Genomic DNA, 13,397 nt, shown 5'->3' with positions numbered 1-13,397 from the left:
TGTGATGTCAGGCCTTTATGAACTGCTCTACCCACTGACCGTAAGCGTTGATGAAACTCTGCAGGAACGGCTTCACCGATTCCGACAATTTGCCCGCTTCATCGAACGCCGAGCCGGCACCGCTCAGATACGCTTCCGGCTGCTGCATGCAGGGCACATTGAGGAACACCAGCGACTGGCGCAGGTGATGGTTGGCACCAAAACCGCCAATGGCACCGGGCGACACACTGATCACCGCCCCAGGCTTTCCAGCCCAGGCGCTCTTGCCATAAGGGCGCGAGCCCACATCAATTGCATTCTTCATCGGTGCCGGCACCGAACGGTTATATTCCGGGGTCACGAACAACACTGCGTCGGATGAACTCACTTGTTGTCGGAAAGTGCTGTAGGCTGCCGGCGGTGATGCACCATCGATGTCTTCGTTGTAGAGCGGCAAGTCGCCGATTTCGACGATGTTGAGCTTGAGATTGGCAGGCGCCAGAGCCGCCAGGGCCAGTGCGACCTTGCGATTGAGCGATTCCTTTCTCAAGCTGCCGACCAGCACGGCGATCGTATAGACGTTGCTCATGGAAGATTCTCGACTGTTCGATGGAAAGAACCTGTAGTTATAGATGACGATTCATTCAGTGGGCGAGCGAAAAACGCTGCCCCTGACTATTTTTTTCCCGTAGGAAAACTTACCTCGCCCAACCACGGTCTACAGAACCGCAAATTGAGTGATTTATCTCCAGAGGTTCTAAGCAGATGGCAGCAGTACTCGTCAGTCAGTTCCATGCAAGAGACGCGGAAGGTCGCGTGTATTCCGTGCATGAGTTCCAGGAATCCACTCCGTCGGTAGACGGTCTTGGCGGCACGGAGCCTGTCACCACCTATAAACTGGCCATTGGCGATCGCGTCAGAAAACTCGATGACAACCAGTTTTTGCTGATCCAGTCGGACATCACCATCGTCCGCGAGCCCGACACCTATGTCGGCAGCCTGCCGGAAACCACCGTTGCCTCATAACCCGCTGTTATGAGCAGAAGTCATATGCGCGCACTTGAGTTAGGATTCAGTCACTGACTCCCTCACCTGCTGAACATGGACTTCACGCATGCGTTTACGTCATATCGAAGTGATTCAGGCGCTCTTGCAGACCGGTCACCTGGGCACCGCCGCCGAATGGTTGCAGCTGCCGGTGGCCGAGGTCGAAGAGGTTTTGCGTGACGCCGAGGATCAGTTGGGCTTCATGCTGTTTTCCAGCGTGCGCGGGCGCTTGCAAGCCACCCGCGAAGCGCGGGAACTGCAAACCGAAATCGCCCATGTCTACGAAGCCTTCGAGCCGGTCCAACGTCTGGCCAACAGCCTCAAGCATTACCTGGCGCCGCCGCTGCGCCTGATTGCCACCCCGCCGCTCACCCATCATCTGTTGCCGCACAGCATTGCTGCGCTGCGTCGGCGTATGCCCGATGCACCCTGCACGCTGCTCAGCCAACCCACACGCGAGATCGTCAAAAGCTTGTTGCTGCGCGAAAGCGATCTGGGCCTGAGCCTGCATGATCCCGACCACGCCGACATCCATTGCCAGGTAATTGCACAGGGCAAATTGCAGCTGCTGGCGCCCCACGGCTGGCTGCAACCCAAACAGAAATACGTGTCGCTGCAGGACCTTGCCGGTCAGGCGCTGGTGGGGCTGGACGGGCATGACCCGTTGAGCCCGGCCCTGGAAAGCAAATTGCAGGCGCTGCGTCCGTCCCCGGTGATCCGCACCCGGGTCCAGACGCATCAGATGATGCGCAGCATGGTCGAGGCCGGCGAAGGCCTGGCCATCGTCGACCCGTTCACCGCCCTAGGCGCCAAAGCCAGCGGGTTGGATGTCAGCCCGCTGTCTCCGGCAGTGCCGGTCAGCCTTTACGCCCTGACCTTGAACAACGCCGAACCGTCACCGGCCATTCAGGCGTTGCTGGCGATCATCACGGAACAAGCCGTGGCGATGCTGGCGAGCTGATCGGGTTTTCCAGCGGGTTATCGAACAACCGATACCAGAACAACGCGACTTCGGCGGTGTTCGGGTCGATCCCGCGATAGCGCAGATGATCGATCCCGCCAATCAGATAACCGCTGCGTTCGTAGAGCCGGCAAGCTCCCAGGTTGTTGTTCTGGGTTTCAAGCATGATGCCCGGCAACTTTTTCTTGCGACTCCAGAACTGCGCCACATCCAGCAACGCCTTGGCCACCCCGTGACGGCGAGCCGGCGCATGCACCGCCAACTCGTCGATATGGGCAAAACCGTTCCAGTTGGTGCTGACCACCAGGTGACCGACGGGCTCATCATCCAGATACGCCATGAAAATTGCGCTATCGGCGGCGTCACGGAAACTGCTGAACTCTTCCGGATCGATGCCATAACACTTGCGATACGGCGTGATCGGTTCGACCTGCCACTGCGCCACCGGCACACCGATTTCGGCGGTGCCATAAGCCGCGACTTCGAAGCTGAAATCGCTGCCCCAGATGTAGGCCGCAAAACCATCATCGGCCACCCGTACCGACAGGCCGGGATACTTCGGATTCATCACCGGTTGCATACTGGGAAAAGTCCTCATGCCTTGATGCAATCGACGGTGTACAGCCGCCCATTGCCCTCGTCTTCATGTTGCAAGCCGTGCACATCGGCGACAAATCCGGGAAAGCTGCTGTCGAAAGTGCGGGCGAACGCCAGATAATCATTGATCGAGCGGGTCGTTTCGGTGAACCGCTCACCCGGCATGATCAACGGAATCCCGGGCGGATACGGCACCAGCATTACCGCAGCAATACGCCCCTGCAGTGCATCGATAGACACCGCCTCGACCTCGCCACGCACCAGGTGATCATAGGCGTCGGCGGGTTTCATGGCGATTTCCGGTAGCACGGTGTACATGCGTTTAAGGTGTTTGGCGGTGGCGTTGCTGCGGTAGCAGGCATGCAATTGATCACACAGGTCCCGCAGCCCCATGCCTCGATAGCGGCTGGCGTCCTGTTGCGCTACGCACGGCAGGCAAGTGTTCAGGCTGAGGTTGGCGTCATAGCTGCGCTTGAACTCCAGCAACTCGGTGAGCAGCGTGCTCCACTTGCCTTTGGTGATGCCCATGGAGAACAGCACCAGAAACGAGTACAGGCCGGTTTTTTCCACTACCAGCCCACGCTCCCAGAGAAACTTGCTGACCACTGCCGCCGGAATCCCCCGTTCGCTCAGGGCGCCACCGGCGTTAAGGCCAGGCATCACCAGTGTGACCTTGATCGGGTCGAGCAACACATAATCATCTGTCACGCCGCCAAAGCCGTGCCAGTCCGCGTCTGGTTGCAGCAGCCAGTCTTCGGTCGCGACCCGATCGATGCCTTCCACCGAAGGTGGCTGCCAGATCGAGAACCACCAGTCATCCGCGGCAATGTGCTGTCGCAAGTTGGCCAGGGCGCGACGAAAACTCAGCGCCTCGTCGAACATTTCCTGCAACAGCGAACGGCCGGCCGGGCCTTCCATCATCGCCGAAGCCACGTCCAGCGACGCAATGATGCTGTACTGCGGCGATGTGGAAATGTGCATCATGAATGCTTCGTTGAAGCGGTCGCGATCCAGTTGCCGTGCCCCGCCATCCTGTACGTGAATCATCGACGCCTGACTGAACGCCGCCAGCAGTTTGTGGGTGGAATGGGTGGTGAACACCAGCGGGCTGTCCTCGCTGCGCGAGGTGCCCATGCCGTAGCGTCCGGCAAAGAACTCGTGGAACGCCGCATAGGCGTACCAGGCCTCGTCGAAGTGCAGCACTTCAACGCTGTTGCCCAGGCTCTGCTTGATCAGCTCGGCGTTGTAGCACAGGCCGTCGTAGGTGGAGTTGGTGACCACCGCCAGCTTGACCTTGGGCGAGCGGCCTTTGGTCAACGGGCTGGCGTCGATCTTGGCCTGAATCGATTCGCGACTGAATTCACTCAATGGAATCGGGCCGATGATCCCCAGCTCATTGCGCTCCGGGCACAGGTACAGCGGGATAGCGCCGGTCATGATGATCGAGTGCAACACCGATTTGTGGCAGTTGCGGTCCACCAGCACCAGGTCATCTCGGGCGACCATGGAGTGCCAGACGATCTTGTTCGCGGTGGACGTGCCGTTGATCACGAAAAAGGTGTGATCGGCGCCAAAGTTGCGCGCGGCTCGCGCCTCGGCCTCGGCCAGCGGGCCAGTGTGATCCAGCAGCGAACCGAGTTCCGGCACGGACACCGACAAGTCCGATCGCAGGGTGTTCTCGCCGAAGAACTGGTGGAACGCCTGCCCCACCGGGCTCTTGTGATAGGCCACGCCGCCGCCATGACCGGGGGTGTGCCAGGAATAGTTGGAATCGGCGGTGTGTTGCACCAGGGCCTTGAAAAACGGTGGCAGCAAGCCATCAAGGTACTTGCGTGCCGCACGGGCGACCTGCCGGGCGAGAAACGGCACCGTGTCTTCGAACAGATAAAGAATGCCGCGCAGCTGATTGAGTTCGGCCATGGCGTCGGCCGGGGCGTTCTCCAGTGTCACCTGTTCGCCCAAGGCGAAAATCGGCAAATCCGGCGCACGCACTCGCGCCAGACCGATCAACTGGGCCATGTTTTGTAATAGATGGGAATTGGAGCTGGCGTCTTCGGCGGCGATCAACATGCACGACAGGCCATGATGGGTCGAGGCGACCAGCCGCCCTTCGGTGTAATCCACCGCACAGACGATGCTGAAGCCTTCCTGCTCCAGCTCACGGGCAATGCCCCGTACGCGATCACCGGCAACCGTGTCGGCCTTGATGTCGCGATGGACGATCAGGACCGGGAATTTCAAATCTTTATACATGGGACGCAGAGTCCTGAGGCGGCGGCTTGTGGCCTGCCAATACACTCAGGGTAGAGGGTTGAGGCGGTTGTGGCGAGAGACTTGCCTCAACACACTGAACCTGTGGGAGTGGTCAAGCCTGAACTTCAGCCTCAATTAACTGCTGCCACAACGCTGGCGCACCGGCAGATTTGGCCACCGCCTGCAATCGGGCCATATGCTGCGCCAGATCGTCTTCGCTGGCACGGATGATCCGTGTACGCGGACGGTCGGCCGGCAGACGGCGAATTTCAGTCGCGGAGTTGTCCGCGCCCTCGCCCGAGCCATTGCCGTCCGACGCGTTGCCGGCCAGCGACAGGCTGGTCTGGCCACCGGTCATCGTCAGGTAGACGTCGGCGAGAATCTCGGAGTCGAGCAAGGCGCCGTGCAATTCACGGCCGGAGTTGTCGACGCCATACCGCTTGCACAATGCATCGAGGCTGTTGCGCTGCCCGGGGTGACGCTCACGAGCCATCATCAGGGTGTCGAGGATGGAGCAGTGTTGCGTGATGTCCGCACGTTCGTGCTGGCCCATCAGGGCGAATTCGTTGTTGATGAAGCCAACGTCGAACGCCGCGTTATGGATGATCAGCTGCGCGCCCTTGATGAATTCGAAGAACTCATCGGCCACTTCGTTGAAGCGCGGCTTGCCTACCAGGAATTCGTTGGTGATGCCGTGGACGCCGATGGCGCCTTCGTCACTCTCGCGATCCGGTTGCAGGTAAACGTGAAAATGCCGGCCCGTGAGGCGCCGACCGATCAACTCGACACAACCGATTTCGATAATCCGGTGGCCGTCGGTCACCGGCATGCCGGTGGTTTCGGTATCGAGTACAACGGATCTGGTGGCCATCAGTGCTCAGCTCTCAACGGGTCAATCGTGCAAAAAACGGCGATGTTAACACGCTCGTCCGTGTGTTTCAGAGACCGTGTTGCGCCTTTCGCGAGCAGGCTCGCTCCCACAGGTGATCACACTCCAATGTGGGAGCGAGCCTGTTCGCGAAGGCCGCACCACCGATCAATCCTGCTTGTAGCCGCGGACTTCATCCACCCCACGGTTGGCCAACTGGTCGGCCCGTTCGTTGCCGTGATGGCCGATGTGCCCGCGCACCCATTTCCAGGTGACGTTGTGGCGGTTGACCTGTTCGTCCAGCAGCTTCCACAGATCAGCATTTTTAACCGGTTCTTTCGCCGCCGTTTTCCAGCCGCGCTTTTTCCAGTTGACCATCCACTCGTTGATGCCCTTCATCACGTACTGCGAGTCGGTCACCAACAGCACGTCACAGGAACGCTTGAGTTCTTCCAGGCCACGAATCGCGCCCATCAACTCCATGCGATTGTTGGTGGTGTTGGCTTCGCCACCCCAAAGCTCTTTTTCGACACCCTTGCACACCAGCAGTGCGCCCCAGCCGCCCGGGCCAGGATTGCCTTTGCAGGCGCCATCGGTGAACAGTTCTACGCTATCGCTCATGCCAATCTATCCAGAAAATGCGCTGGCTCGCCGATCACGGATCGACGATGCCCGAGGCCGGGGCAAGCCCGGCCGAAAAAATGAAGAAGGTTTACGGCTCGCTATGACGACGATTGACCTTGGCCATCGGCAGCGGGATCAGCTTGCCCATCGGCTCGCGTCGCTCCTGACGCACGGGCCGCAGGCCGACCACGATCTTGCGGGCTACCAATAGATAGAAGCCGCCACCGGACAATTGCCAGTCACCGGCCTTGCGCTCCCAACCGGCCAGACGAGCCTGCCAGGTGGGGGATGCAAGCGGCGGACGATAGCACCCGAAGCGGCGTTTCTCCAGCGCGAAGCCCAGCAGATTGAGCCAGTCGGACACCCGGGACGGGGAAATACAGCGGGCCTGGCGTAATGCGTCGTGGGCGAAGACATGGCGCAACCCCCAACTGCTCCAAGGGTTGATGCCAATGATCAGCAGATGCCCGCCCGGCCGTACACTGCTCGCGGCCTCACGCAGCAAACCGTGGGGCGACAGGCAGAAGTCCAGCCCATGCTGCAACACCACCACATCAGCGGCATGCTCACTCAACGGCCAGGCCTGTTCTTCGCAGACGATCTCCACGCCCGGCAATGGTGCACCGAGTCGCACATTGCGCTGCACTTGCGGCGCCGCCGGCGGGGTTTCGGCGGACGGACCGTAATGCACCAGATAGCCGCCAAAGAACCGGCCCAACTCGTCTTCAAGCATACGCCGCTCTTCATCCAGCAGAAATTGCCCGAGCGGCCCGGACAGCCATTCACGGGCAGAGCTGATCAACGCCAGCCAGTCAGGATCAGCCTGAGCGAACGCTTTATCGGTCATTGCATTCTCCAACGCGCCAGGAAGTTCTAAGATGCGCCATTGTTTTCCGCTTGGCGAATCCGACGATGATACAGATCAGTGCCCTGCCCGCCTTCACCGACAACTACATCTGGTTGTTACAGGACCACCGAACCCAACGCTGCGCCGTGGTCGATCCGGGCGATGCCGCGCCCGTGCAGGCCTGGCTGGCGGCGCATCCGGGATGGGTGCTCAGCGATATCCTGATCACCCATCACCATCATGATCATGTCGGCGGCGTCGAGCCGCTGAAAAAAGCAACGCAGGCGACGGTCTACGGCCCGGCCAGCGAAAACATCCCGGCCCGCGACGTGGCCCTCGATGACAACGACCGCATCAACGTGCTGGGCTGTGACTTTGACGTATTCGCCGTGCCGGGCCACACCCTGGGGCACATTGCCTTTTATCACCACGGCCTGCTGTTCTGCGGCGATACCCTGTTCGCCGCCGGCTGTGGCCGCCTGTTCGAAGGGACGCCCGAACAGATGCACTCGTCGCTCAGCCGCCTGGCGTCATTGCCCGCCGATACGCTGGTCTACTGCACCCACGAATACACCCTGAGCAACCTGAAATTTGCCGCCGCCGTCGAGCCTGGCAACCACGATACCGCCGAGCGCCTGGCCAAAGTCACGCAACAACGGGCCGCCGGGATCATGACCTTGCCATCGACCCTGGCGCTGGAAAAGCTCACCAACCCTTTTTTACGGGTTGAAGAAACATCCGTTAAAGAAAAAGTGGACGAACGGAATGGCCCCGATAACCGGGCGCCAAGTGCGGTTTTTGCTGCCCTGCGAGCTTGGAAAGATACGTTCTAAGCACGCTATGCATTGGTACAAAAATTCTGAATGGTTGACCGCAGGGGGTGCGCTTTCTAGAATCGCCCGACATTTTTGCCCGGAACTTACTTCCAGCCAATGTCGTCATCTATTCGTAAGTCCATTAATTCAGACGCATTGACCCGCCTGGCTCAAGCCATAGCGGTGGCTGTGTCCGCCACACTGGCGGGCTGTTCAAGCCATGTGCCGCAGACCGACGCGGCACACACCCCGAATATCGCAGCGCGCGCCAAACAGAAGCCTATCTGGCTCAGCGAGAAACCCAGCCCGCAAGTACCGCAAGACGTCTGGGAGCGCATGCGCCAGGGTTTCCAGCTGCAGGACGGCCTGGGCGTCAACCCGCGCATCGAGCAACAGCGCCTGTGGTTCGCCAGTAACCCGTCTTTCCTCGAAAACGCCGGCGAACGCGGCAGCCTGTACATCCACTACATCATCGAACGCCTCGAAGAGCGCAACATGCCGCTGGAACTGGCGCTGTTGCCGGTGATTGAAAGCGCCTACAACCCGATGGCCTATTCGCGCTCCGACGCGGTGGGCCTGTGGCAGTTCATCCCGTCCACCGGGCGCTACTACAACCTGCGCCAGACTCGCGTCTACGATGGCCGTCGCGACATCACCGCCTCGACCACCGCCGCGATGGACTACCTGACCCGCCTGCACGACATGTTCAACGGTGACTGGCTGCTGGCCCTGGCCGCCTACAACGCCGGCGAAGGCACGGTCAGCCGGGCCATCGAGCGCAACGAGAAGCTGGGGCTGCCCACCGATTACTGGAACCTGCCGCTGCCTGCCGAAACCCAGGCCTATGTGCCGAAGTTGCTGGCCCTGTCGCAAGTGGTGCTGTCACCCGAAGCCTATGGCGTGAACCTGAAAACCATCGCCAACGAGCCGTATTTCCAGGTTGTCGAAATCAATCAGCGCATGGACCTGTCCAAGCTCGCCGAAGTGGGGAACATCGACGAAGACGAACTGTTCCAGCTCAACCCGGCCTTCAAGGAACGCACTACCCTCGACGGTCCTCAGCACTTGCTGGTGCCGACCTCCAAGGCCCAACTGCTGACCAGCAGCCTGTCGACCATGCGCCCCGAGGACCTGATCAGCAAGCGTCCGCTCAAGCCGGTATTCGAAGGCTCCGACAGTCGCGAAATCGCCAGCCTCAAGCGCGCCTACCGGGTCAAACGCGGCGACAACCTGGGCACCATCGCCAAGGCCCACAAAGTCGACGTCAAGGACCTGCAACGCTGGAACAGGCTCACCGGCAAGGACCTCAAGGTCGGCCAGACCCTGGTCATGCAAGACACCAGCAAACGTGGCAAGGGGCGCACCAGCACCCTGGTCGCCGCCAACACCAAGAAGCAGACCCAGTACAAGGTCAAGCAAGGCGACTCGCTGTACATGGTCGCCAAGCGCTTCAACGTTGAAATGCAGCACCTCAAGCGCTGGAACCCGCGTGTCGGCCAGGCCCTCAAGCCTGGGCAGATGCTGACCGTGTATTCGCCGCATTAAAATGCGCCCCTGACATTCAGGGGCTTTTTTTGACTGCTGCGAATGGTTTGCCGAATGTTAACCCTGTGGGATTTCGCTGCACACACTGCCATTACTTACGCCCATTAACCCCCTGTCTTTTTCCTGTCGATACAAGCTGTTACTGTACGGCCCACAAAGCCCAAGCCGCCTGGATCGGATCTCTGACTTGAAGCGTCCCCTCCTCCTGCTCCTGATCAGCCTGGCCTTGAGTTCCCCCGCCAGTGCAGCGATCACCGAAAGCCACGGTTATGCGCAGTTCGGCACGCTCAAGTACCCGGCCAGTTTTACCCATTTCGACTGGGTCAACCCGCAAGCGCCCAAGGGCGGTACGTTGCGGGTGATGGCGTTTGGCACCTTCGATACGCTCAATCCCTATACGTTCAAGGGCTCCAGCCCGGTTACCACACCGAACTTCCTGCAATACGTGATCAACGAGCTCAACGAACCGTTGATGGTCGGCACCGGCCAGTACGCGCCGTCCGGTGATGAGCCGACATCCAGTTATGGCCTGATCGCCCAGTCGGTGGAGTACAGCGAGGACCGCAGTTGGGTGGTGTTCAACCTGCGCCCCGAAGCACGCTTCCACGACGGCACGCCGATCACCGCCGACGACGTGGCGTTTTCCTATCGTCTGCTGCTCAAGGAAGGCCATCCGCAGTACCGCACCAACCTGCAGGAAGTGCAGCGGGTCGACATTCTCGGTCCCCGGCGGATTCGCTTCGTGTTCAAGCGTGCCGGCAATCCGTTGCTGATCCTGCGCCTCGGCGAGTTGCCAGTGCTGCCAAGGCATTACTGGGAAGGTCGCGACTTCAAGGCCACCACGTTCGAACCGCCGTTGGGCAGCGGCCCGTATCGCATCACCTCGGTAAAGCCGGGGCGGCAGATCATTTTCGAACGGGTCAAGGACTACTGGGGCAAGGACCTGGCGGTCAATCGCGGCAAGTACAACGTTGACCGCATGGAAGTCGAGTTCTACCGCGACAGTGACGTCGCGTTCGAAGCGTTCAAGGCCGGCGAGTTCGACATCTACATCGAGCATCAGGCGAAGAACTGGGACAACGGCTACAACTTCCCGGCGGTACGGCGCGGCGACGTGATCAAGGCGCAGATCCCGCACCAGATCCCGACACAAAGCCAGGGCCTGTTCATGAACACCCGCCGCCCGACCTTCTCCGAGGTCAAGGTGCGTGAAGCGCTGGGGCTGATGTTCGACTTCGAGTGGACCAACCGCACCCTGTTCAACGGTGCCTACCAGCGCGCCCTGAGTTACTACCCCAACAGCGAGTTCGCCGCCACCGGCCTGCCGATTGGTCATGAATGGCTGATGCTCAAGCCGTATCGCGAACAACTGCCGGCCAAGCTCTTTACCGAGCCCTTCAGCCTGGCGCAGACCGACGGTCGCGGCATCCCGCGGGACACCCTGCGCAAGGCCCTGGGCCTGCTCGGCGAGGCCGGCTGGAAGCTCAATGGTCAACGCATCGAGAACAACAAAGGCCAGCCGCTGCGGTTCGAGATTCTGCTGGTCAATCCGAATCTGGAGCGCATTCTTCAGCCGTACGTCGAAAACCTCGCCAGCATCGGCATCGACGCCCGGCTGCGCACGGTGGACCGTGCCCAGTACAAACAACGCCTGGATCAATTCGATTTCGACATGATCCTGATGACCCTCAACCAGACCCTCAGCCCGGGCCTGGAACAATGGCAGTACTTCCACTCCAGCCAGGTCGGGGTCAAGGGCAGCAAGAATTACGCGGGCATCGCCAACCCGGTGGTCGACCAGTTACTTGAGCAATTGCTCGGCGCCCAGACCCGCGACGAACAGGTGGCCGCCGGCAAGGCGCTGGACCGCGTGCTGCTGTGGCAGCACTACAGCATTCCCAACTGGTATCTTAATTATCATCGACTGGCCTACCGCAACCGGTTCGCCTTCGTCACCACGCCGCCCTACACCCTGGGCCTGAGTGCGTGGTGGCTGAAATCTTCGGAGAAAGATCAATGAACCCCGTACGCGCACTGCTGTTGCAGGCCAGCGGTCTGTTGTTCGCCGGGCTGGCCTGCGCTGCCCCGCAACATGCCCTGACCCTGTACAACGAGCCGCCGAAATACCCGGCCGACTTCAAACACTTCGACTACGTGAACCCCGACGCACCCAAGGGCGGGATTTTCCGGCAGGCCGGCTTCGGCGGTTTCGACAGCCTCAACCCGTTTATCAGCAAAGGCGTGCCGGCGGACGATGTCGGCATAATCTACGACACCCTGGCCAAACAGGGCCTGGACGAACCGTTCACCGAATACGGCCTGATCGCCGGCAAGATCGAGAAAGCCCCGGACAACACCTGGGTGCGTTTCTACCTGCGCCCCGAAGCACGCTTCAACGATGGTCACCCGGTACGCGCCGAAGACGTGGTGTTCAGTTTCCAGACCCTGATCAAGGACGGCGCCCCGCTCTACCGCGGTTACTACAACGACGTTGACGAGGTGGTCGCCGAAGACCCGCTCACCGTGCTGTTCAAGTTCAAGCACAACAACAACCGCGAACTGCCGCTGATCCTCGGCCAGTTGCCGGTCTTGCCCAAACACTGGTGGGCCACCCGCGATTTCAACAAGGGCAACCTGGAGATCCCGCTCGGCAGCGGCCCGTACAAGGTCGTTGAAGTGAAGGCCGGGCGCTCGGTGCGTTACGAGCGGGTCAAGGATTACTGGGGCAAGGACTTGCCGGTCAATCGCGGTTTCAACAACTTCGACCTGATGACCTACGACTACTACCGCGACAACACCGTGGCGCTCGAAGCACTCAAGGCCGGGCAATTCGACTACTGGCTGGAGATGACCGCGAAGAACTGGGCCAACGCCTACAACATCCCGGCGGTGACCGAGGGCCGGCTGATCAAGGAACAGATTCCCAACGGCAACCCCACCGGCATGCAGGGCTTCGTGTTCAACCTGCGCCGCCCGGTGTTCCAGGATGTGCGGGTGCGTCGGGCCCTGAGCCTGTTGCTGGATTTCGAGTGGACCAACAAGCAGCTGTTCAACGGTGCCTATGCGCGCACCCGCAGCTACTTCGAAAACTCGGAAATGGCCGCCACCGGCCTGCCCGACGCCGATCAGTTGGCGATCCTCGACCCGTTCCGCAGCCAGATTCCCGTGCAGGTGTTCAGCGAGGCCTTTGCCAACCCGACCACCGACGGCAGCGGCATGATCCGCGCCCAGCAGCGCGAGGCCTATCAACTGTTGCAGGAAGCCGGCTGGCGCATCGTCGACGACAAAATGGTCGACGCCACCGGCAAACCGGTGACCATCGAATTCCTGCTGGCCCAGACCGAATTCGAGCGGGTGCTGCTGCCGTTCAAGCGTAACCTCAGTGATCTGGGCATCGATCTGGTGATTCGCCGAGTCGACGTCTCGCAATACATCAACCGCGTGCGTTCACGGGACTTCGACATGATTGTCGGCAGCTTCCCGCAGTCCAGTTCACCGGGCAACGAACAGCGTGAATTCTGGATGTCCGCCGCTGCCGACAAACCCGGCAGCCGTAACTCGATGGGCCTCAAAGACCCGGTGGTGGATCATCTGGTCGAGCAACTGATCAACGCCGATTCGCGCAAAAGCCTGGTTGCCCACGCCCGTGCACTGGACCGCGTACTGCAATGGGGCTATTACGTGATCCCCAACTGGCACATCAACACCTGGCGCGTGGCGTACTGGAATCACATTGGCCATCCACAGGTTTCACCCAAGTACGACGTCGGCATTGCCACCTGGTGGGTCAAGCCCGACGCCAAACCGGCGGTAGAAGTCGAAACCAAACTGCAAGCCGACCCTGCGGGCACGGAGTAATCA

At 60.5% G+C, this 13,397-nt stretch carries 12 protein-coding genes; 6 read left to right on the top strand and 6 right to left on the bottom strand.

Annotated elements, in window-relative coordinates; genetic code table 11:
• Positions 1–7: 7 nt before the first annotated feature.
• On the bottom strand, positions 8–568 hold the full coding sequence (locus POF45_RS29010; RefSeq protein ID WP_282317353.1) for an NADPH-dependent FMN reductase: 561 nt from the start codon (positions 566–568) through the stop codon (positions 8–10).
• Positions 569–744: 176 nt separating this feature from the next.
• On the opposite strand from POF45_RS29010, the gene POF45_RS29005 reads away from it, so the two are divergent.
• Together POF45_RS29005 and POF45_RS29000 are read left to right on the top strand one after the other, a co-directional pair.
• Positions 745–1,005: a hypothetical protein gene (locus POF45_RS29005; protein WP_259502589.1), complete on the top strand. Its 261-nt coding sequence runs from the start codon at positions 745–747 to the stop codon at positions 1,003–1,005.
• Positions 1,006–1,093: 88 nt separating this feature from the next.
• On the top strand, positions 1,094–1,987 hold the full coding sequence (locus tag POF45_RS29000) for a LysR family transcriptional regulator (protein WP_282317352.1): 894 nt from the start codon (positions 1,094–1,096) through the stop codon (positions 1,985–1,987).
• On the opposite strand, the gene POF45_RS28995 is transcribed toward POF45_RS29000, so the two are convergent.
• The 5 genes from POF45_RS28995 to POF45_RS28975 all read right to left on the bottom strand — a co-directional run bounded on the left by POF45_RS28995 (position 1,953) and on the right by POF45_RS28975 (position 7,176).
• Entirely contained in the window at positions 1,953–2,567 is a 615-nt protein-coding gene (locus POF45_RS28995; protein WP_259502587.1) for a GNAT family N-acetyltransferase, read from the bottom strand. The genes POF45_RS29000 and POF45_RS28995 overlap by 35 nt on opposite strands.
• 14 nt (positions 2,568–2,581) lie before the next feature.
• Entirely contained in the window at positions 2,582–4,837 is a 2,256-nt protein-coding gene (locus POF45_RS28990; protein WP_259502586.1) for an Orn/Lys/Arg family decarboxylase, read from the bottom strand.
• 112 nt (positions 4,838–4,949) lie between these two features.
• On the bottom strand, positions 4,950–5,708 hold the full coding sequence (gene dnaQ / locus POF45_RS28985; protein ID WP_259502585.1) for a DNA polymerase III subunit epsilon: 759 nt from the start codon (positions 5,706–5,708) through the stop codon (positions 4,950–4,952).
• 165 nt (positions 5,709–5,873) lie between these two features.
• Positions 5,874–6,326, bottom strand: coding sequence for a ribonuclease HI (rnhA, locus tag POF45_RS28980; protein ID WP_259502583.1), 453 nt, complete (start codon positions 6,324–6,326; stop codon positions 5,874–5,876).
• Between the two features lie 91 nt (positions 6,327–6,417).
• Positions 6,418–7,176 (bottom strand): class I SAM-dependent methyltransferase, encoded by a 759-nt coding sequence (locus POF45_RS28975; RefSeq protein WP_259502581.1) that lies wholly within the window; start codon positions 7,174–7,176, stop codon positions 6,418–6,420.
• A 65-nt stretch (positions 7,177–7,241) separates the two neighbouring features.
• On the opposite strand from POF45_RS28975, the gene gloB reads away from it, so the two are divergent.
• The 4 genes from gloB to POF45_RS28955 all read left to right on the top strand — a co-directional run bounded on the left by gloB (position 7,242) and on the right by POF45_RS28955 (position 13,394).
• A complete protein-coding gene (gene gloB / locus POF45_RS28970; protein ID WP_282317350.1) occupies positions 7,242–8,009 on the top strand; it encodes a hydroxyacylglutathione hydrolase in 768 nt (255 codons plus the stop codon).
• Between the two features lie 99 nt (positions 8,010–8,108).
• A complete protein-coding gene (locus POF45_RS28965) occupies positions 8,109–9,536 on the top strand; it encodes a transglycosylase SLT domain-containing protein (protein WP_282317349.1) in 1,428 nt (475 codons plus the stop codon).
• A 187-nt stretch (positions 9,537–9,723) separates the two neighbouring features.
• On the top strand, positions 9,724–11,556 hold the full coding sequence (locus POF45_RS28960) for an extracellular solute-binding protein (RefSeq protein WP_282317348.1): 1,833 nt from the start codon (positions 9,724–9,726) through the stop codon (positions 11,554–11,556).
• The gene (locus tag POF45_RS28955) at positions 11,553–13,394 is read left to right on the top strand and encodes an extracellular solute-binding protein (RefSeq protein WP_259502577.1); all 1,842 of its coding nucleotides are present in this window, start codon (positions 11,553–11,555) and stop codon (positions 13,392–13,394) included. Before POF45_RS28960 ends, POF45_RS28955 begins: the two co-directional genes overlap by 4 nt.
• Positions 13,395–13,397: the final 3 nt, after the last annotated feature.

Source organism: Pseudomonas fungipugnans (genome assembly GCF_029955235.1).
Lineage (GTDB): Bacteria > Pseudomonadota > Gammaproteobacteria > Pseudomonadales > Pseudomonadaceae > Aquipseudomonas > Aquipseudomonas fungipugnans.
Note: the sequence above shows the minus strand (reverse complement) of the source record. Positions and strands in the feature narration are given on the sequence as shown.

Excerpts from the sequence above, each read along its gene's own strand:
- POF45_RS28955 (WP_259502577.1), top strand. The coding sequence starts at position 11,553 with ATGAACCCCGTACGCGCACTGCTGTTGCAGGCCAGCGGTCTGTTGTTC.
- POF45_RS29000 (WP_282317352.1), top strand. The coding sequence starts at position 1,094 with ATGCGTTTACGTCATATCGAAGTGATTCAGGCGCTCTTGCAGACCGGT.
- dnaQ (WP_259502585.1), bottom strand. The coding sequence starts at position 5,708 with ATGGCCACCAGATCCGTTGTACTCGATACCGAAACCACCGGCATGCCG.
- POF45_RS29005 (WP_259502589.1), top strand. The coding sequence starts at position 745 with ATGGCAGCAGTACTCGTCAGTCAGTTCCATGCAAGAGACGCGGAAGGT.
- POF45_RS28995 (WP_259502587.1), bottom strand. The coding sequence starts at position 2,567 with ATGCAACCGGTGATGAATCCGAAGTATCCCGGCCTGTCGGTACGGGTG.
- POF45_RS28975 (WP_259502581.1), bottom strand. The coding sequence starts at position 7,176 with ATGACCGATAAAGCGTTCGCTCAGGCTGATCCTGACTGGCTGGCGTTG.
- POF45_RS28965 (WP_282317349.1), top strand. The coding sequence starts at position 8,109 with ATGTCGTCATCTATTCGTAAGTCCATTAATTCAGACGCATTGACCCGC.
- rnhA (WP_259502583.1), bottom strand. The coding sequence starts at position 6,326 with ATGAGCGATAGCGTAGAACTGTTCACCGATGGCGCCTGCAAAGGCAAT.
- POF45_RS29010 (WP_282317353.1), bottom strand. The coding sequence starts at position 568 with ATGAGCAACGTCTATACGATCGCCGTGCTGGTCGGCAGCTTGAGAAAG.
- POF45_RS28990 (WP_259502586.1), bottom strand. The coding sequence starts at position 4,837 with ATGTATAAAGATTTGAAATTCCCGGTCCTGATCGTCCATCGCGACATC.
- gloB (WP_282317350.1), top strand. The coding sequence starts at position 7,242 with ATGATACAGATCAGTGCCCTGCCCGCCTTCACCGACAACTACATCTGG.